The sequence below is a fragment of the Pyxidicoccus caerfyrddinensis genome (genome assembly GCF_010894405.1).
GTDB lineage: Bacteria > Myxococcota > Myxococcia > Myxococcales > Myxococcaceae > Myxococcus > Myxococcus caerfyrddinensis.
The window spans coordinates 52,116-71,525 of record NZ_JAAIYA010000029.1; the positions used below are offsets into that span (position 1 = coordinate 52,116).

The following is a 19,410-nucleotide window of genomic DNA, read 5'->3' on the forward strand; positions in this document are numbered from 1 at the left end:
GGCGTTCGGGCCGCCGCACCCGGGAGCCACCATCGCGCTCGTCGTGAAGCTGCTGACGACCCGGCTGGACGACTGTCACGGGTCGCCTGGGCGCTCGCCTTCTTCTTCGTGCCCGTGACACGGGTGAGGTCAGAGCAGGCCCGCCGCGGCGAGTGTTGCCGCGGCGAGGCCTCTCAGCCGGCACTCAGCACATCAAGTTGCACTGCGAATCCTCGTAGCAGCCTCCACAGCAATTGACCTTGCCCAGCGGGCATTGCGTGGGACAGGTGCCGCAGTCGACCGTCGTCGAGCCGCACGTGTCCGCGGGCTGGATGCCACAGCGGCCCTGAGCGCACGGATTGGTCGCGGGGCACTGGGACTGGCACTGGTTCGTCGCCCAATTGCAAATCTCCCCGGAGGCGCAGTTCTCCCCGCAGTCGAGACTGCCGCCGCAGGTGTCGGGGATGTTCCCGCACTGGCCCACGGCGCACACCGTCTTGGCCGCGCAGCCCGAGTAGAGCTCGGGCGCCAGGCGTGCCGGCGTTCCCCCATCGGTCGGCGCCGTCCATCCGCCGCTGGCGAGCATCGGGTCCGAGGTGCCCACCAGGGTCGCCCGGACATCCTGGCGCGGCTGGCCGAGCTGGGGCTCCGTGTACCAGTTGCCGTTCGTGTTGTACCGCTCCACCGTCGCAATCGGCGTGCCCTGGGTGGGATGCACGCCGCCCACGATGCGCACGGCGCCATTGCCCAGCATCACGGCCTGGTGCCCCTTGCGAGCCACGCTCGGGTTGGACATGGTGAACCAGACGTTGTTGCCCGGCAGATACCGGTAGGCAAGGGGAACCGGCCCCCCGTTATTCCAGTTGGCGCCCACCACCACCACTTCGACGTTGGGACTGGCACGCACGGTGGCGGTGTGGCCGGCCGAGAGCGTCACGGGGCTGTTGGCCGTGCGCGCCCAGGTGTTGGTGCTGGGGTTGTACAGCTCATGCTCCTTGCGGTTGCCCAGCACCAGAACCCGACCGTCCGGCAGCAGCGTGGCCGAATGGCTGGAGTAGGCAAAGGAAGGCGCCGCGGTGGCCGTCCACGTCCCGGTCGCCGGGTCGAAGAGCTCAGCCGAGGCGAGCCCCTGCGCCGTGGTGGGGTTATCCCCGCCGATGACCAGCACCTTGCCGTTGGCCAGCAGTGTCTGGGTATGCCGCGCGCGGGCCGTGCCCATCGATGCGACGGGGGTCCACTGCCCGGAGGTGGGGGTGAAGAGCTCCGCGCTCGTCCAGTCGCCATTCGCGGTGATGCCGCCCGACACCAGCACGCGCCCGTCCTGCAGGCGCGTGGCGGCGTGGTCGTAGCGGCCCACGTTCATCTGGCCCGTGGCCGTCCAGGTCGTGCTCGGCGATGCGTAGGTGAACAACTCCGCCTGGCGGGTGCCGCCCGGGCTGCCATGGGTCGTGCCGCCAGCGAGCAGGACACGGCCGTCCGCAAGTGCCGTCTGGGTGGCGCTCGTCCGCACCAGCACCGGAGTCTGCGCCGTGCTGAGTGAGGCCTGCTGTGTTCCCAGCACGTGCTCGCTCTGAGGCGGGGAGGAGGTGGCGGCCTTGGGGGCTTCCTCCTTCGGACCCTGGGTACACGCCACCATCACGGCCGCGAGCAACGCCGCGACCACGTTCCCCCTTGGACTCTGCTGAAGCACACATCCTCCCTATGACCTACGCGAGCGCATAGGCCCCCAGGTGGCATCGCACAGGCATACCGAGACTAGCAGAACATACGGTTGAGAGCGTGATTGTTCCGTGCCTCGCGCAGGGTGACGCGCGCTCCGCCAGTGACTGTGCCGCTCGCAGTGGGAGGGGAAGTGGCGGTAGGGCACGGGAATCGAACTCGCCAGGGACGCCTCTCAGCGCCCCTCACCGGTTTTGAAGACCGGGCCGGCCACCAGGTCCGGAGGCCCTACCGCCGTCGATTACTGCCGCACGCCCCCGGCCCCGTCAACCTACGCGCCGTGGCACTCACCGCGTCTTCTTCGCGCCCTTGCTCGACTTCAACCCGGGCAATCCATTCACCAGGGTGTCCACCAGCAAGCGCGCCAGTTCATCCGCGGGTGAGCCCTTGAAGCCCGTGCACGTGAGCCGCAGGCTCACAATCCCATGCAGCCCCGCCCAGAGCACCTCGGCCAGCTTCGAGGGCTCGGCGTCCTCCGCAATTCGTCCCGCGGCCTTCAGGTCCTCGAACACACGGACCAGCACCGCAAATGAGCGCGGTCCAGCTCCTTCCGCATCGCTGAACAGCTCCGTCGACAGCTTCGGGTCCTCCATGAAGATGAGCCGGTAGGTCTCCGGCTGCTCCAGGCCGAACTTCACGTACGCCTCGGCCATCTTCGCCAGTCGCTCCAGGGGCTCTTCCACCCTGGCCGGCGGCTCCAGCGCGGCCAGCAGGTCCTGGAACCCCCGGACACACAGCTCGCGCGCAATCGCGTCCCGGTTCTCGAAGTGCAGGTACAGCGTCGCCGGTGCGTACTCCACCGCGTCCGCCAGCTTGCGCATCGAGAGGGCTGCGAAGCCCTCGCGCATCACCATGTCCCGCGCCACCCGGACGATCTGCTCGCGCAGCTCCGCCTTCTGTCGCTCCTTCCGTTCCGAAATCCCCATGTTCGCAAGGGTAGGCCTTGACGTTCCGAACGGCCACCAGTAAATGAACGGTGTTCACAGAACGGTGTTCATAAATCACCCGCTGTTCGGAGCAGGGGAGCAAGTCATGGACAAGGTGGCGTTGTTCGGCGCCTCGGGCGTCATTGGTCAGAGCGTGGCGCAGTCCCTCAAGGCCCAGGGGCGGGCGTACCGGGTGGTGGGACGCTCGAAGGCCGGGCTCGAGCGCGAGTTCGGCGCGGACCCGCTCGCAGAGGTCGCCACCTGGAACCCGGAGAACATGGACTCCATCCGCGCCGCGGCCCGGGGCATCCACACGCTCATCTACATGGTCGGGGTGAACTACTGGCAGTTCCACCTGCACCCGCAGCTCATGCGCCGCACGCTCGACGCCGCCATCGCCGAGGGCGTGCAGCAGGTGCTCCTCATCGGCACCGTGTACCTGTACGGCCGCCCCCGCACCACGCCCGTCACCGAGGACCACCCCCGCGAGCCGCATACCTTCAAGGGCCGCATGCGCAAGGAGCAGGAGGACCTCCTCCTCGCCGAGCACGCCGCCGGCCGCATCCGCGGCACCATCCTCCGCCTCCCCGACTTCTACGGCCCGGGCGTGGACAAGAGCTTCCTCTACCGCGCCTTCCTCGCCGCGACTCAGGGCACGCGCGCCCAGCTCATCGGTCCCATCGACTCCCCGCACGAGTTCATCTACGTCCCCGACGTGGGCCCCGTCGTCACCGCGCTCATGGACGAGCCCCGCGCCTACGGCCGCTGGTGGAACCTCGCGGGCGCGGGCGTCACCACCCAGCGCACCCTCGTGAATGAAATCTTCGCCCAGGCCGGCCGGCCGCCGAAGTTCATGACGTCAGGGAAGGGGATGCTCCGGCTGATGGGCCTCTTCAACCCGTTCATGAAGGAGCTGGTGGAGATGCACTACCTGCTCACCGAGCCCGTCCTCATGGACGACTCGGCGCTGCGGGGGCTCTTGGGCACCGTGCACAAGACGCCCTACAGCGAGGGCATCCGCCAGACGCTCGCGGCCACTCGCGCCGCTTCCGTCAGTCCAGCCCCCGCTGCCACAGGTCGTCCTCATCCAGTCCCATGAGGTGACCGACCTCGTGCATCACCGTGATTCCAATCTGCTCGATGAGCTCCTCGCGCGTCTTCGCGAAGCGCTCCAGGTTCTTCTGGTACAGCACGATGGACGCGGGGAAGTGGTCGTACGCGTTCGTCACGCTGCGCTCGCCCACCGGCGTACCCCGGAACACCCCGAGGATGCTCGGGGATAGCGGCGGGTCCTGCCCCAGCAAATCCTCGTCCGAGGGCAGGTCCTCCACGGCAATCGTCACGTTGTCCAGGTACTGCTTCGCGTGGTGGGGCAGGGCCTTCACCGCGTCCTCCACCGCGCGGTCGAACTCCTCCTCCGCCAGCTGCACGGGGGGAGGGAACTCCTCGGGCACCAGCGCCTCGGCCTTGCCGAAGCGCTTCTTCGCCTCCTTCTCGTCCCCGCGCCGCTCCGCCATCAGCCCCAGGTAGTGGTTCGCCCACGCCTCGTCCGGCGTGTCCTTCAGCACCTTCTCGAAGGCGGCCCGGGCCTCCTCGAAGCGGCACAGCTCGAACAGGGCGATGCCTCGCTCCAGCTGCGCGTCCACCGAGCGCGGCAGGTGCCGGAGCGCCTCGTCCAGGCTCGCCAGCGCCGTGGCGCACTCGCCCATCTGATTCAGCCCCATGCCTTCCAGGAGGAGGAATTCGTAGAGCAGCTCCACGTCATCGGCCTTCTGGGCCAGGCGCCGGCCTCGCGCACACAGGGCGAGCCCCTCCGCCACCGCCTCCCGGTCCTCCCCGGTGCGGCACACCAGGCAGTCCGCGGCGCCCAGGAGCACCTCCAGGTCCTCCGGCGCCAGCTTCAGGGCCTGTCCGTAGGCCCGGCCGGCCTCCTCCAGCCGGCCCAGCTCCACCAGGGCCGCCGCGCGGAAGTGGAGGGCCTCGGGGAGCTCGGGCGCGTCCGCCAGCAGTTCCTCCGCGCCGGACAGGGCCGCCTCGAAGTCGCCCGCCTCGAAGGCGTCCGCCACCGCGTCCAGTCGAGCCTCCATCCCCGCCACCCCCTCTCGCTTCGCGGTCCGCTTCACCATGGGCCGGCACATATGAAGGCACACCGAGCGTTGTCAACGACGCGCACGGCTGTTAGGTTCCGGCCCCCGTCCACGAGCGACGGAACGTCCCGTGAACATCCTTGTCGTCGACGACGATCTCGAGCTGTGCACCATGCTCTCTCGCTTCCTGGAGATGCATGGGTACACCGTGTACTCGGCGGCGGATGCCTTGCAGGCGCTCGACATCCTGGAGCGCAACCAGGTGGGCATGGTCATCACCGACTACCTCATGCCCCACCTGGACGGCATCCACTTCACGGAGATGCTCAAGGCGGACCCCCGCTTCCAGGCCGTTCCCGTCCTCCTGATGACGGGCAGCACGGAAGAGGGCATCACCGACCGCGGCCTGCGCAAGGGCGTCGCCCTGACGCTCCGCAAGCCGCTGGACATGGGGCAGCTGCTCACCCTCGTGCGCTTCGCCGAGTAACCCGGCAAGGAGCCCCGCGGTGGCCTGCACCCAGGGCCTCTGGTCGCGTCCGCTCGCCCACAGGTCCGCCCTTCCTGGTTGACATCGTTGGGCTGACCCTTATGTTGGCGCTCGCCATGGCCGAGTGCTAACGGCCTGTGTCGTATCAACAGAATCCCCCAGCAAATTCAGGAGGTTGCGATGGCAGCGAAGGAGATTTTCTTCCACCAGTCCGCGCGTGAGGCCATCCTGCGCGGTGTCCGGACGTTGTCGGACGCTGTCGCGGTGACCCTCGGCCCCAAGGGCCGCAATGTCGTCATCGAGAAGAGCTTCGGCTCGCCCACCATCACCAAGGACGGCGTCACCGTCGCCAAGGAGATCGATCTCGAGAACAAGTTCGAGAACATGGGCGCGCAGATGGTGAAGGAGGTCGCGTCCAAGACCTCCGACAAGGCCGGTGACGGCACCACCACCGCGACGGTGCTGGCGCGTTCCATCTACGAGGAGGGTCTGAAGCTGGTGGCCGCTGGCCACAGCCCCATGGACCTCAAGCGCGGCATCGACAAGGCCGTCGAGGTGGTCGTGGAGGAGCTGAAGAAGCTCTCCAAGCCCACCGCCGACAAGAAGGCCATCACCCAGGTGGGCACCATCTCCGCCAACGGTGATGAGACCATCGGCGGCATCATCGCGGACGCGATGGAGAAGGTCGGCAAGGAAGGCGTCATCACCGTCGAGGAGGCCAAGGGCCTGGAGACCAACCTCGACGTGGTGGAGGGTATGCAGTTCGACCGCGGCTACGTCTCTCCGTACTTCGTGACGAACCGCGAGCGCATGGAGGTCGTCCTCGACGACCCCTACATCCTCATCAGCGAGAAGAAGATCTCGTCGATGCAGGACATGATTCCCATCCTCGAGCAGGTGGCCCGCTCCGGCAAGCCGCTGCTCATCATCGCCGACGACATCGAGGGCGAGGCGCTGGCCACCCTGGTGGTGAACAAGATCCGCGGCGTGCTGAACGTGGCCGCGGTGAAGGCCCCGGGCTTCGGTGACCGCCGCAAGGAGATGCTGAAGGACATCGCCACCCTGACGGGCGGCATGGTCGTCAGCGAGGAGCTCGGCCACAAGTACGAGAACCTGACGCTGAACGACCTGGGCCGCGCCAAGCGCATCACGGTGGACAAGGACAACACCACCATCGTCGACGGCGCCGGCGCCAAGGGTGAGATTGAAGGCCGCATCAAGCTCATCCGCTCGCAGATCGACACCGTCACCAGCGACTACGACCGCGAGAAGCTCCAGGAGCGGCTGGCCAAGCTGGTGGGCGGCGTGGCCGTCATCAACGTGGGCGCCGCCACGGAGACGGAGATGAAGGAGAAGAAGGCCCGCGTGGAGGACGCGCTGCACGCGACTCGCGCGGCCGTCGAGGAGGGCATCGTCCCTGGCGGCGGCGTGGCCTACCTGCGCACGCTGCCCGCGCTGGAGAAGCTGAAGCTGGGCGGTGAGCAGGACTTCGGCGTGGACATCATCCGCCGCGCGCTCCAGGAGCCGCTGCGCAAGATTGCCAGCAACGCCGGCGTCGAGGGCGCCGTGGTCATCAACAAGGTCCGCGAGGGCAAGGGCGCGTTCGGCTACAACGCCCGCACCGAGGTGTACGAGGACCTGGAGAAGGCCGGCGTCATCGACCCGACGAAGGTCGAGCGCACCGCGCTGCAGAACGCCGCGTCCGTGGCCTCGCTGCTGCTGACCACCGAGGCGATGATCGCCGACCGCCCCGCGAAGAAGAAGGGCAAGAACGGCGGCGGTGGCGGCGGCGGGATGCCGGACTACGGCGGCGACGACATGGAGTACTGAGCCGCCTCCAGCGGCCCGGGGCCAGGCGCCTCGGGCCCGCCGGAACGGTGAAGGATTCTTGATGTGAAGACTCGGCCCCGGATGCCTCCTCGCGAGGCGCCGGGGCCGTGGCTTTTTTGCGCAGGCAGGGGAGGGGAGCGGCGTGCTTCAGGGCACCCGGCCCACCGCGCCCCCGGTGCCGCTCTCCTGCGACGTGTAGAGGAGCGTCTCGCCGTCCACCAGCAGGCCGCCCGGGCCCGTGCCCGTGGGCCCCACCGGGTCCGACGTGCCGGGCGCGCAGGGACGCACGCGGCGCAGGAAGTCCGTGCTGCCGGCGCGCGACTCCTTGAAGTAGACCGCGCCGTTCAGCGCCACCGGGAACATGGGGCCCTGGAGTCCTTCGGCGAGGACCTCGGCCGTGCCTCCTCCGCGTGGCAGCTCGAGGACGCGGCCGGTGCCGCCGCTCCCGTCGGTGATGAGGAAGTGCGTGGGCGTGACTTCGAGCGAGCTGCCCTGTGTTGCCGTCGCGTCCCGACGTTCCGCGGCCGCGCTGCCGTCGAGCGGGACGCGGTAGAGGCCCGCAACGGTGTCTCCACCTCCGGCGACGAGGAACCACACGTCCGTGTCCACCACCCGCGCGCCTCGCACCCGGGCGCCGCTCGGGCCGGCGTAGAGCTCCTGGCGGTTGTTCCCGTCCGGGTCCAAGCGAATCAGCCACCGGTTGCCCGTGGCCACCACCAGCACGTCGCGGCCAGAGAGGGTGGCGCGCAGCACCTCGGTGCCACCGACGGTGACGTTGTTGAGCGTCGCGTCGATGGGCAGCTCGCCCCGCTTCCCCGTCGCTTTGTCCACGCGCCAGAGCCCGTCCAGGTCGAGCACGTAGACGCTCGTTGCATCCACCGCGATGGCGTCTGGTGCGCGGAAGCCCGTGGCGAACGGCGTCGCCGCGCCTCCCGAGCGGGGAAGCTTGAGCACCTGGCCCGCGCCCGGACTCGGCTGCTGGGGATTCAGCGAGTGCGACTCGGAGATGTAGAGGTCCGTCGTGTCCAGCGCGAGCCGGCGGGGTGTGTTCAACCGCGTGAGCAGCTCCGTTCCGGTTTGTGCGGCGGGGGCCTCGCAGGCGCCGCCGTCGGCCGTGCCCGCATCCGTGATTCCACCGTCCATGCCGGTGCCGGCGTCGTCTTCCGTGCCCGCGTCGGAAGGCGCCGTGCCTGCATCGTCTTCCGAGCCCGCATCGGAAGGCTCCGTGCCTCCGTCCTCCGTGACGCCCGCGTCGTCGCCGCCCGTCCCGGAGTCCTCTGTCCCGCCCGCGTCCGGCCGTCCCGGCTGCGGTGACGACCCCGACGAGCAGGCCACCGCGAGCAGCAGGACGGACAGGAGCGTGCGTTTCATGGGACTTCTCTCTTGAAGGCACGGCTCAGCTCGCGGCTGAGGGCCGTGGTGTCGGACAGCAGCTTAGGCAGACACGCGGCGGCACCGGCGCGCAGGGACTCCAGCGCCGTCTCCATCGTGAGGTGCTCGGCCAGCACGACGAAGGGCGCGCCCTGCGCCAGGGCCTTGCCCAGCTCCAGCGCCTTGCGCCCGTACGCCGGCGCGAAGTCCCAGCTCACCACCACGCCCGCTGGCTTCTCCATCGCCATCAACTCGGCCGAGGGGAGGATGCGCGCCTCCAGCCCCACCATGGCCAGCGCCTCGGTGATGAGCCGCGCCGTCGTCGGGTTGTCCTCCAGCACGTCCACCCGCCGCACCTCGGTCGCGGTCCTCAACGCGAGCGGGGCCGACTGCGCCGACAGCGCCGTGCGCAGCAGCGTGCGCACCTCCCGGATGTCGTCGAAGGGCTTGAGCATGTAGTCCACCACGCCCAGCTCCAGCGCCTGCTGCGTCGTCACCAGCGACGGGTAGCCCGTCATCAGGATGACGCGCGAGTTGGAGTAGAGCCGCCGCGCCTGCTGCGCCAGCTCCAGCCCGGACAGGCCCGGCAGGTTCTTGTCCGTGACGATGAGGTCCACCGGCGCCTGGCGCAGCAAATCCAACGCTTCCTCGCCGCTGGCCGCCTCGATGACCTCACACTCCTTGCCCATCAAGTCGCGGAAGACCATGCGGATGATGGTCTCGTCGTCCACCACCAGCAGCCGCTGGCGCCGCGCGGCCGGCGCGTCCGACGTCGGGAAGAGCACCCGGAACACGGTGGCCGGCGGCGGCACGTCGCGGATGACGCTCGGGGCCGCCAGTCCCACCTGCGCGTGGTGCTCCTGGGCGATGCGCCGGCACACCGCCAGCCCCAGCCCCGTGCCCCGCTTGTTGGCGGTGACGTAGGGCTCGAAGATGCGCTCTCGCAGCTCCTCGGGAATGCCCGGGCCCCAGTCCGCCACGTACAGCACCGGCGACGAGCCCTCGCGCGCCAGCACCACCTTCACGCGGCCGCGCCCGGCCATGGCGTCGCGCGCGTTGTTCAGCAGGTTGAGCGTGAGCTGCTCGATGAGCCGCGCGTTGCCCTGCACGGTGATGTCCTCGGGCGCCTCCACCTCCAGGGAGATGCGCGCGGAGTCCGGGTTGATGCTGAAGAGCTTCGCCGCCGCCCAGATGGGGGCCGCCAGGGACAGGTTCTGCTGGGGCGCGGGGCGCTCGCTGGCCAGGCGGATGTAGTCGGAGACGATCTGCTCCATCCGCTCGACCTGCGCCAGCAGGAGCCGCAGCGGGCCGGAGGGGCCACCGTCCTCCGCCAGGAGCTGTGCGTAGGCCTTCACTCCCAGCAGCGGCTGCCGCAGCTCGTGCAGCACCTCCGCGGCGAGCTGGGTCGACTGGGCGCCCGCACGTTGCAGTGCCGCCGCCGCCGCGCGCGCGGCTGGCAGGTCCCCCGCCTCCAGGGCCTGGAGCAGTTGGGAGAGCGGCGCGGGTGTTTCCATTCCCTGAGCATGACGGAGGCAGCGGCTTCTACGCAACGCGGCCGAAGGGATTCCGTTGACCCGGGCCCCTGGGGGCGCGGATGCTCGCCCGCGTTCTCGCGCCCGGCCTCGGGAGGGCCTTCATGCCACAGACCAACCCGTTCCACTCGCTCGTGCCCCGGAAGATGACGGACACCGAGCTGGCTCGCTCCATCCGGCTGAACATCGAGGCGGAGCTGGACGCCATCAACCTCTACGCCGCGCACATCGACGCCACCGACAACGAGGATGCCAAGGCCATCCTCCGTCACGTCATGGACGAGGAGCGCGAGCACGCCGCCCTCTTCTGGCAGCTCATCGCCCGGTTGGATCCCGAGCAGGCCCAGCACGACCGCGAGGCGTCCGAGAAGTACACGCTCATCACCACGGGCGCGCCGCACGAGGCGGTGGAGGCCGTGGGCAAGGAGGGCGGGGAAGCGCGCACCGTCGCGGAGACCAGCCCCGTGAAGCACCTCACCGTGGGCAGCCTGCGCCGCTAGCTCCGGTCCGGAACCGCCTGCCGGCGCTCGGCCGGCGGGGCTTCCAGGTCCATGGCCGCCATGTAGACGACATTCCGGGTGCCCCGCTTGCCCCGGTACATGGCCCGGTCGGACAAATCCAACAGCGTGGCCTTGTCCCGGGCGTGCTCGGGGAAGCTGGCCACGCCGATGCAGGTGGTGACGCCCAGCGACAGCCCCTCGCGCGAGAGGAAGCGATGCGTCTCCATGGTGCGGCGGATGCGCTCCGCCACCTTGAGCGCCCCGCCCGAGTCGGTGTTCCGCAGCAGCACGACGTACTCGTCGCCGCCGTAGCGGGCCACCACGTCCGGGTCTCTCACGCAGCCCTTCACCACACGCGCCGTCTCCACCAGCAGCTTGGAGCCCACCAGGTGGCCGTGCGTGTCGTTGATGGACTTGAAGTGGTCCAGGTCCAGGAACAGCAGGCTGAAGGGGCGCTGCATCTGGAGTGAGTCCTGCACCTCGCGGTCCAGCACCATGTGCAGGTAGCGCGTGTTGAAGAGGCGGGTGAGGTCGTCGACGTACGCCAGGTCCTCCACCGCCGCGAAGCGCCCGAGGTTGCGCAGCGCCAGCGCCCAGTTGCGCACGAGGTAGCCGGCCGTCTCGCCCGTCCACTCCGCGCCCGCGCCGCGGAAGAAGAGCACCGCGTGCCCCAGCACCGCGTCGCCCTCCACGGCGGGGATGGAGAGGGCGCGCGGGAAGGACGCGTCCAGCCCCTCGAGCTCGCGAGGCGCGCGCGCGTCCGCCAGCTGGGAGATGAGCGTGGCGACCAGCGACTCTTCCACTTCGGAGGGCAGGCCGCGCGTGCCCTGGAGCCGCAGCCCGGAGGCGTCCCGCTCCAGCAGCACCACCGCGGTGGCGGCGGCCATGGCCTGCAGTGCGCTCGCAGTGGCGGTGGCCAGCTTCTCCCGGTCCAGCGTGGTGGCGATGCGCTGCCCGGCCTCCAGCATGGCGACGTGCCGGCGCAGGGACGCGTTCTCCTGCATCAAATCGCGGGTGGTGAGGGCGCGGCGGACGGCGTGCTGGAGGGCCTCCGGGGCCACGGGCTTGACGAGGTACTCGGCCGCGCCGCTCTTGATGGCGCGCACTGCGGGGGCCACCTTCTCCAGGCCGGTGATGACCACCACCTCCACGCCGGGGTGGCGCTCGCGCACGTAGCGCAGCACCTCCATCCCGTCGCCACCGGGGAGGATGAGGTCCGTCACCACCGCGTCGAAGCGGTCCGCGGCAAGCACCTCACGTGCGTCCTGCAGGGTGCCCACCGCCGTGACGGCGTGGCCCACGGCCGTGAGGTAGTCGCCGTAGAGGGTGCGGGCGATCTTTTCGTCGTCGACGAGGAGGATGCGCGCCATCTCGCGGAAGGGCTTAGCACCAAGGGGCGGAAGGCTGCTAGGGTAGGGCCGTGTCACCCTTCGAAAGCGGACGCCGGCTCTGCCTGCTCGTCGAGGCAGGAGAGACGCGCTACGCGGTGGAGGCCACGTCCGTCATGGAGGTGGCCATTCCCGGCGCCAACGGCGGGAGCCTCCGTGGCGTGCTGGAGGTGAAGGACCTGTCCGCCCTGCTCGGCGGCCCTCCGGAGGAGGGAGCGGGCATGGTGGTGGTGCTCGACGTCAGTCCGACGCTGGCCGTGCGGGTGCGCTCCGTCGTGGAGGTCGCCGACGTCGCCCGCGCGCCCTTCTTCCTCTTGCCGCCCGGACTGGCGGACTCGCTGGCGCCCCTGAGCCGCGGCGCGGTGCTGCACAAGGAGCGGCTCTACCTGGAGCTCATCGCGGAGGCGCTGCCCCACCGGGTGGGCCCCCACCTGTCGCCCGCCCCCCTGCGCCCCGTGCACTGGGCCGAGGCCGCGCCCGAACGCGCGCTCATCTTCGAGTCCCAGGGGCGCCTGTTCGGCGTCCCGCTGGTCCTGGTGTCGCAGGTGGTGGAGCGGGGAGACGCCTTCAGCGTCCTGCCCGTGCAGAGCGGACCGGTGGCCGGTATCTTTCCGCATGCCCAGGTGCTCTGGCCCATCTGCTCCGTCCCCGCGCTGCTGGGCGCGGCCCCGGCCGCCGAGTCCTTCTTCATCCTCACCGAGCTGGCCGGCCGGAACGTGGGGCTGACGGCCACCCGGGTGCTTGGCGTGCTGCACCGCTTCGAGCCGGACGAGACCGCGGGCACCTTTCGCGCACCCGGTCTCCCCGGTCCCGTGTTGTTCCTGGACCTGCAGCGCATGTTTTCTTGATCGTCCTTTGGCGCGAACCGTAAGCTGCCCCGCTTGATAGAGTGCCGTGACCTGGCTTTTAGCGGCATGAATCCCCAACGAATTCAGAGGGGTAGACGCCCTCCCGAGGCCCGAACCGATGCCCAAGAATCTGCTGGTCGCCGATGACTCGCTCACCATCCGCAAGGTGATCGGGATGATCTTCGCGACCGAGGACTTTCAGGTGACCGCGGTGGACAACGGGCTCGACGCCATCTCCCGAGTCCGCGAGCTGCGCCCTGACGTGGTCCTCGCCGACGTGATGATGCCGGGCAAGAGCGGCTACGAGGTCTGCGAGGCGCTGAAGAGCGACCCGGCCACCCAGGGCATCCCGGTGGTGCTGCTGGCGGGCACCTTCGAGGCGTTCGACGAGAATCGCGCCCGCGCCGCCCGCGCGGATGACCACATCGCCAAGCCGTTCGAGAGCCAGGTGCTGCTCGACAAGGTGAAGGCGCTGGTGGGCCAGAAGTCCAACACCATGCCGGCCTCCATGGCCACGCGGGTGCTGCCGCCGACGCCCCAGCCCGCGGCCCCCGCGCCGACGGCTCCCGCTCCCCAGCCCGTGGCCGCCCGTCCGGCGGGGATTCCGCAGGGCACCCAGTCCGGCTTCCCGCGTCCTCCGGGGCCGGGCATGCAGCCGGGTGCTCCGGGCGCGCCGCGTCCTCCGGGCCCTGGCGCTCCGCCTCCGGGCATGGCCCGTCCTCCCGGGCCGGGCATGCCGCCGGGTGCTCCGGGCGCGCCGCGTCCTCCGGGGCCGGGTATGCCGCCGGGCCCCATGGCCCGTCCTCCCGGGCCGGGCATGCCGCCGGGCGCGCCGCGTCCTCCGGGGCCGGGCATGCCGCCTCCGGGCGCCGCCGCGCGTCCGGGCGTGCCGCCTCCGCCGGGGGCTCCCGCCCCGGGCATGCCGCCGCGTCCGGGCGTGCCTCCCGCGCCGGGTGCACAGCCTCCGGGCATGGCCCGTCCGGGCATTCCCCAGGGCACCCAGTCGGGCTTCCCGCGGCCTCCTCCGGGGGGCGCGCCGCTGCCTCCCGCTCCGGCCGCCGCGCCGCAGCCGGCCGCCCGTGCGAGGGACCCGTTCGGACTGGGCGCTCCCGCCGCGCCGCAGGCCGCCGCCCAGCCGTCCATCAGCATCGAGGACTCGCTGCCGGACACCCACGGCGCGGAGGAGATCTCCCTCGACATGGGGACTCCGCCGGCGCCTGCTCCGGTCGCCGCCCGTCCCGCCGCCGCTCCGGCCGCGGCGCGTCCCGCCACCGCCGATGGGGGCGAGGCGCAGCTGCGCGAGGCGCTGTCGAAGGCCTCCCGCGAGGTCATCGAGAAGATTGCCTGGGAGGTCGTACCGCAGCTCGCGGAGACCATCATCCGTGAGGAGCTCGAGCGGCTCATCAAGGACCGAGAGACGCAGCACTGAGGCGTTCTACGCCGTACCCTCCTGACCCTCCCGCCGGCCCCGTCCCCGGGGCCGGCTGTCTGCAATGACCGACACCACTGAACTGTCCAAGGCCTACGAGCCGACCGAGGTCGAGGCCCGCCGTTACGCCTTCTGGCTGGAGAAGAACTACTTCCACGCCGAGGCGACCTCCGACAAGCCGGCCTTCTCCATCGTCCTGCCGCCGCCCAACGTCACGGGCAGCCTGCACATCGGCCACGCGCTCACCGCCACCATCCAGGACATCCTCACCCGCTGGAAGCGGATGAGCGGCTTCAATGCCCTGTGGCTCCCCGGCACGGACCACGCCGGCATCGCCACGCAGATGGTGGTGGAGAAGGAGCTGAAGAAGACCGAGGGCAAGAGCCGCCACGACCTGGGCCGCGCGAAGTTCCTCGAGCGCGTCTGGGAGTGGAAGGGCAAGTACGGCGCCCGCATCGGCGAGCAGCACCGCTACCTGGGCGCGTCGCTGGACTGGAGCCGCGAGCGCTTCACCATGGACGAGCAGTCCTCGGCCGCGGTGCGCGAGGTCTTCGTCCGCCTGTACGAAGAGGGCCTGATGTACCGGGCCCAGAAGCTCATCAACTGGTGCCCCTCGTGCCGCACCGCCCTCAGTGACCTCGAGGTGGAGCACGAGGAGAAGAACGGCTCCATCTGGCACATCCGCTACCCCGTGAAGGACAGCGACCGCACGCTCACCGTGGCCACCACGCGCCCGGAGACGATGCTGGGCGACACCGCGGTGGCCATCCACCCGGATGACGAGCGCTACACGGGCCTGGCCGGTCAGACGGTGAAGCTGCCGCTGACGGACCGCGAGATTCCCATCATCGCGGACGCGGAGCTGGTGGACCCGAAGTTCGGCACCGGCGTGGTGAAGGTCACGCCCGCGCACGACTTCAACGACTACCAGACGGGCCTGCGGCACAAGCTGCCGATGATGACCATCCTGGACGACGCGGCCCGGATGACGAAGGACACCGGGAAGTACGCCGGCATGGATCGCTTCGAGGCTCGCAAGCAGGTGCTCGCGGACCTCACGGAGCAGGGGCTGCTGGAGAAGGAGGAGCCGCACAAGCTCTCCGTCGGCACGTGCCAGCGCTGCGCCACCGTGGTGGAGCCGCGCCTGTCTCCGCAGTGGTTCGTGAAGATTGAGCCGCTGGCGAAGCCGGCGATTGAAGCGGTGGAGCAGGGCCGCACGAAGTTCGTCCCCGAGGCGTGGACGAACACGTACTTCCACTGGATGCGCAACATCCACGACTGGTGTGTCAGCCGCCAGCTGTGGTGGGGCCACCAGATTCCCGCGTACTACTGCACCTCGTGCAGCCCCCGGCAGGGCGATGACACGGACCTGCCGCTGGACGCGCCCACGGTGAAGGTGGGCGGGGTGGACTTCGCGCGCGCGGAGCCCATCGTCGCTCGCGAGCAGCCGAAGTCCTGCCCGAAGTGCGGCGGCGCGTCCTTCATCCAGGACTCGGACGTGCTGGACACGTGGTTCTCGTCCGCGCTGTGGCCGTTCTCCACGCTGGGCTGGCCGCGCGAGACGCCCGAGCTGAAGACCTTCTACCCGACGTCCGTCATGGAGACGGGCAGCGACATCATCTTCTTCTGGGTCGCCCGGATGATGATGATGGGCCTGCACTTCATGGGGGATGTGCCCTTCCGCACCGTCTACCTGCACGCGATGGTGCGCGACGAGAAGGGCGAGAAGATGTCCAAGGTGAAGGGGAACGTCATCGATCCCCTGGACATCGTCCTCGGCGCGACGGCGGACAAGCTCGCCCCGACGCTGAAGAACAAGTTCCCGCAGGGCATGCCGGCGTTCGGCGCGGACGCGCTGCGCTTCACGCTCGCGACGCTCACCCAGCAGGGCCGGGACATCAAGCTGTCCATGGACCGGCTGGCTGGCTACAAGGCCTTCTGCAACAAGCTGTGGAACGCCAGTCGCTTCGCCCTGATGAACATGGGCGACTTCCAGCTCGACTCGCGCCCGCTGTCGGCGCGCAAGCTGACGCTGGCGGACCGGTGGATCCTCTCCCGCCTGCAGCGCGCCACCGCCGAGACGCACAAGGCGCTGGAGGAGTTCGGCTTCGCCGAGGCCGCGTCCACGCTGTACCAGTTCCTCTGGGCCGAGTTCTGCGACTGGTACATCGAGCTGGCCAAGGGCTCGCTGTACGGCGAGGACGCGGAGGCCAAGGACTCCACCCGCGCGGTGCTGGTGTACAGCCTGGACCGCATCCTGCGGCTCCTGCACCCGTTCATGCCGTTCATCACCGAGGAGATATGGCAGAAGCTGCCGATGTCCCGGCCGACGGACAGCATCATGATTGCCCCGTTCCCGGAGCCCGACACGGCGATGGTGGACGAGGCAGCGGAAGGGGAGATGGCGCCGGTCATCGCCGCCATCGAGGGCCTGCGCACCATCCGCGGCGAGAGCAACCTGCCGCCCGCCACGAAGGTGAAGGCGGTGGTGCAGAGCCCGGACAAGCGCACGCGCGAGCTGCTGGAGCGGTGGCGTGCGTACCTCATGCCGCTGGCCGGCCTCTCCGAGGTGCAGGTGGGTGCGCCGGGCGCGAAGCCGCCGCAGGCCGCCGCCTTCGTGGGCCAGAATCTGGAGATCTACGTCCCGCTGGCGGGCCTCGTCGACCTGGACGCGGAGCGCGAGCGGTTGAAGAAGGAGATTGCCCGCGCCGAGCAGGAAGTGGCCGGCGTGCTGCGCAAGCTGGAGAACCCCAACTTCGTGGCCAAGGCGCCGCCGGACGTGGTGGTGAAGGACCGCGCCCGCGTCGAGGAGCTGAACGAGCGCAAGGCCAAGCTTCAGGACCACCTGCAGCGGATTGCCCCGGAGCCCGCCATGCCCGAGAACACGCCGTCCGAGAGCACCACGTCGTCGTCCCAGGAGGCCGTCTCCCCCTCCGCCCCGGCCCAGGTGAAGGCCGCCCCGACTCAGGAAGAGAAGGGCGGTGTGGACCTGGGCCAGGAGTTGAAGGGTGAGATGGGTGACACGGGCGGCGCGCCCGAGGCCGCGGATTCGCAGGTCGAGGATGCGCTCGCGAAGCTGCGCGAGCGCACCAAGGAGGGCCTGTCCGCGGCAGACCACCAGGACCTCGGCGTCGCGTACATGAGCATGGGGCTCGTGGACGACGCGATGCGCGAGTTCAACCGGGCCAAGGAGGGCAACGGCGCTGCCCCGGCCACCGGCACGGACGAGGAGTCCGCTCCGGCGAAGGCGCAGGGTGACAAGCTGGCGAAGCAGGTGCCGGCGGCGAAGCCCGAGCGCCCGGTCCCCGCGAAGAAGATGCCGTCCGCTCCGGCGAAGACGCAGGGCGACAAGCTGGCGAAGCAGGCCGCGCCCCCGGCGGCTCCGGTGAAGACCGCGACGGCGCCCGCGAAGAGGGCGGCGGCTCCGGCGAAGAAGGCCGCGGCTCCGGTGAAGAAGGCCGCGGCGCCCGCGAAGAAGGCGGCTCCGGCGAAGAAGGCCACGGCGTCCGCGAAGAAGGCGGCGGCGAAGAAGGCCCCCGCGAAGAAGGCGGCCAAGAAGGCCGCGGGCAAGGCTCCGGCGAAGAAGGCCGTGGCGAAGAAGGCCCCCGCGAAGAAGGCGGCGGCAAAGAAGGCGGCGGGCCGGAAGGCTCCCGCGAAGAAGGCCTCCGCGAAGAAGGCGGCGGCGAAGAAGGCCACCCGGGCGAAGCCCACGGCACGGGCGAAGGCCCGGCGGTAACTGGAGGCGACGTGCAGCAGGATTACCTCGACCGTCTCATCGCGCTCGCCCTCGATGAGGACCTGGGGGCGGCGGGAGACGTCACCTCGCAGGCCCTCATTCCTCCCGACGCGGAGGGCAGCGCGGAGCTGGTCGCCAAGGAGCAGCTGGTGCTCGCGGGGATGGAGGCCTTCATCCGCGTGTTCCACAAGGTGGACCCCGAAGTCGAAGTGGAGCTGATCCGCCGCGACGGCGAGGAGATCAAACCCAAGGTGGTCGCCGCGCGCTGCCACGGGCGGATGCGCTCGCTGCTGGTGGCGGAGCGCACCGCGCTCAACCTCGTCCAGCGCGCCGCGGGCATCGCCACCCTGGCGCAGCAGGCGATGACGTCCGTGCGGGGGTCCAAGCTGAAGGTGCTGGACACCCGCAAGACGCCGCCGGGCATGCGCACGCTGGCCAAGGACGCCGTCCGCATGGGCGGCGCCTCCAACCACCGCTTCGGCCTCTTCGATGGCGTCCTCATCAAGGACAACCACATCGCGGCGGTGGGCGGCTCCATCTCCGAGGCCCTCCGCCTCGCGAAGCTGCACGGGCCCCGGCTGGCGAAGATTGAAATCGAGGTCACCAACCTCAAGCAGCTCGCCGAGGCGATTGAACACGGCGCCGACGTGGTGATGCTCGACAACATGGACGACGCGCAGATTCGCGAGGCGGTGAAGCTCACGAATGGCCGCGTCCCGCTCGAGGTCTCCGGCGGCGTCACCCTGGACCGGCTGCCCCGCCTGGCGAAGATGGGCGTGGACTTCGTGTCCATGGGCGCGCTGACGCACTCCGCGCGGGCCATGGACCTGTCGCTGGAAATCACCGGCGCCGCCGTGAAGCGGGTTCGCGCCAAGGCGAAGTAGCCGGACAGGCCGCGAAGTGCGCCCCGAGAGATGCCGCGTCCTGGCGGCATCCGACCGGGCCCGCCTGATACGGTGAGTTGACGCGGCCCGCCAGGGCTTTCCCTGATTTCTCACTATCAGGGAAAGACCGGGGCTGCGTATCTTGATGGGGTGGCCTCGACAGACCTTGGGCCACGTGTCCCCCTCAGGAGAGACAACATGTCGAAGGCGATGGCCGTGCCGTTCCGCGCACTCATGCTCGCGTCCGGTGTGGTGTTGAGCGCATGTGGTGGACCCATGCCGGGCGAGACTCCGGCACCCGAGCAGCCCGCGGCGCCCACGGAGACGGTGACGGCCGAGCAGGATGCGCGGCCCGTCAACGCGATGGACATCACTCCGCCCACGTCCTCGCTGTCGTGCAGCCGCAACCGGTTCTCCGGCGCGGTGAGCTGCACGGGCTCGGGCGCGAATGGCGTCCCGCCGTACCGCTACCAGTGGCGTCATGCCTACGACTACGAGACGGACGGGTACAGCGACCCGGGCACCTGGTTCGACGGCGGGACGACGGAGACGGAGTACTGCCCCTTCGGCTTCCACTCGCCGGGGTACTACTGGAACATCACGCTCTCCTTCCGCGTCATCGACGCGAACGGCTACGTGTCCACCAACACGCCATCGCAGTGGTACAACTGCTCGACCCCGCTCTGACGCGGGC

15 protein-coding genes and 1 tRNA gene are annotated in these 19,410 nt (G+C 70.0%); 9 read left to right on the forward strand and 7 right to left on the reverse strand.

The annotated features are described in order from the left end of the window. Positions 1-184 precede the first annotated feature (184 nt). The 3 genes from G4D86_RS43540 to G4D86_RS43550 form a co-directional block, all read right to left on the reverse strand. Entirely contained in the window at positions 185-1,642 is a 1,458-nt protein-coding gene (locus tag G4D86_RS43540; protein ID WP_164000771.1) for a Kelch repeat-containing protein, read from the reverse strand. Positions 1,643-1,832: 190 nt separating this feature from the next. Then, positions 1,833-1,931 (reverse strand) — tRNA-Sec (locus G4D86_RS43545). A gap of 54 nt (positions 1,932-1,985) precedes the next feature. After that, the gene (locus tag G4D86_RS43550) at positions 1,986-2,624 is read right to left on the reverse strand and encodes a TetR/AcrR family transcriptional regulator (protein ID WP_164000773.1); all 639 of its coding nucleotides are present in this window, start codon (positions 2,622-2,624) and stop codon (positions 1,986-1,988) included. Between the two features lie 106 nt (positions 2,625-2,730). On the opposite strand from G4D86_RS43550, the gene G4D86_RS43555 reads away from it, so the two are divergent. Beyond that, positions 2,731-3,723, forward strand: coding sequence for an NAD-dependent epimerase/dehydratase family protein (locus G4D86_RS43555; RefSeq protein ID WP_164000774.1), 993 nt, complete (start codon positions 2,731-2,733; stop codon positions 3,721-3,723). Here the strand turns inward: G4D86_RS43555 and G4D86_RS43560 are convergent. Beyond that, a complete protein-coding gene (locus tag G4D86_RS43560) occupies positions 3,677-4,750 on the reverse strand; it encodes a metallopeptidase family protein (RefSeq protein WP_240360814.1) in 1,074 nt (357 codons plus the stop codon). The genes G4D86_RS43555 and G4D86_RS43560 overlap by 47 nt on opposite strands. A 91-nt stretch (positions 4,751-4,841) precedes the next feature. Between G4D86_RS43560 and G4D86_RS43565 the strand changes: the two genes are divergently transcribed. Both G4D86_RS43565 and groL read left to right on the forward strand, forming a co-directional pair. Next, positions 4,842-5,198, forward strand: coding sequence for a response regulator (locus G4D86_RS43565; RefSeq protein ID WP_164000776.1), 357 nt, complete (start codon positions 4,842-4,844; stop codon positions 5,196-5,198). Positions 5,199-5,378: 180 nt separating this feature from the next. After that, positions 5,379-7,028 carry a chaperonin GroEL gene (gene groL / locus G4D86_RS43570; RefSeq protein ID WP_164000778.1) on the forward strand — a complete coding sequence of 550 codons (1,650 nt, stop codon included), beginning with the start codon at positions 5,379-5,381 and terminating at the stop codon, positions 7,026-7,028. A gap of 147 nt (positions 7,029-7,175) precedes the next feature. Here groL and sinM read toward each other — a convergent pair whose 3' ends face one another. Together sinM and sinK are read right to left on the reverse strand one after the other, a co-directional pair. After that, positions 7,176-8,399: a signal integration modulator SinM gene (gene sinM, locus G4D86_RS43575; protein WP_164000779.1), complete on the reverse strand. Its 1,224-nt coding sequence runs from the start codon at positions 8,397-8,399 to the stop codon at positions 7,176-7,178. After that, positions 8,396-9,913, reverse strand: coding sequence for a hybrid histidine protein kinase/response regulator SinK (gene sinK / locus G4D86_RS43580; RefSeq protein ID WP_164000782.1), 1,518 nt, complete (start codon positions 9,911-9,913; stop codon positions 8,396-8,398). The genes sinM and sinK overlap by 4 nt, the downstream gene beginning before the upstream one ends. Positions 9,914-10,035: 122 nt before the next feature. Between sinK and G4D86_RS43585 the strand changes: the two genes are divergently transcribed. Beyond that, entirely contained in the window at positions 10,036-10,431 is a 396-nt protein-coding gene (locus G4D86_RS43585) for a demethoxyubiquinone hydroxylase family protein (protein ID WP_164000784.1), read from the forward strand. On the opposite strand, the gene G4D86_RS43590 is transcribed toward G4D86_RS43585, so the two are convergent. Beyond that, entirely contained in the window at positions 10,428-11,801 is a 1,374-nt protein-coding gene (locus G4D86_RS43590) for a GGDEF domain-containing protein (protein ID WP_164000786.1), read from the reverse strand. The two genes, G4D86_RS43585 and G4D86_RS43590, sit on opposite strands and share 4 nt — an antisense overlap. 50 nt (positions 11,802-11,851) lie before the next feature. Between G4D86_RS43590 and G4D86_RS43595 the strand changes: the two genes are divergently transcribed. The 5 genes from G4D86_RS43595 (at position 11,852) to G4D86_RS43615 (ending at position 19,403) form a co-directional block, all read left to right on the forward strand. Continuing rightward, positions 11,852-12,667, forward strand: a complete 816-nt coding sequence (locus G4D86_RS43595) for a chemotaxis protein CheW (RefSeq protein WP_164000788.1) — start codon at positions 11,852-11,854, stop codon at positions 12,665-12,667. A 118-nt stretch (positions 12,668-12,785) separates the two neighbouring features. Then, positions 12,786-14,096, forward strand: coding sequence for a response regulator (locus G4D86_RS43600; RefSeq protein ID WP_164000790.1), 1,311 nt, complete (start codon positions 12,786-12,788; stop codon positions 14,094-14,096). Between the two features lie 64 nt (positions 14,097-14,160). Further along, positions 14,161-17,832 carry a valine--tRNA ligase gene (locus G4D86_RS43605; protein WP_164000792.1) on the forward strand — a complete coding sequence of 1,224 codons (3,672 nt, stop codon included), beginning with the start codon at positions 14,161-14,163 and terminating at the stop codon, positions 17,830-17,832. 11 nt (positions 17,833-17,843) lie between these two features. Next, complete coding sequence (nadC, locus tag G4D86_RS43610; protein WP_205520327.1) at positions 17,844-18,716, forward strand: carboxylating nicotinate-nucleotide diphosphorylase; 873 nt, start codon at positions 17,844-17,846, stop codon at positions 18,714-18,716. A gap of 198 nt (positions 18,717-18,914) precedes the next feature. Further along, positions 18,915-19,403, forward strand: a complete 489-nt coding sequence (locus G4D86_RS43615) for a hypothetical protein (RefSeq protein WP_164000794.1) — start codon at positions 18,915-18,917, stop codon at positions 19,401-19,403. The last annotated feature ends 7 nt before the right edge of the window (positions 19,404-19,410 follow it).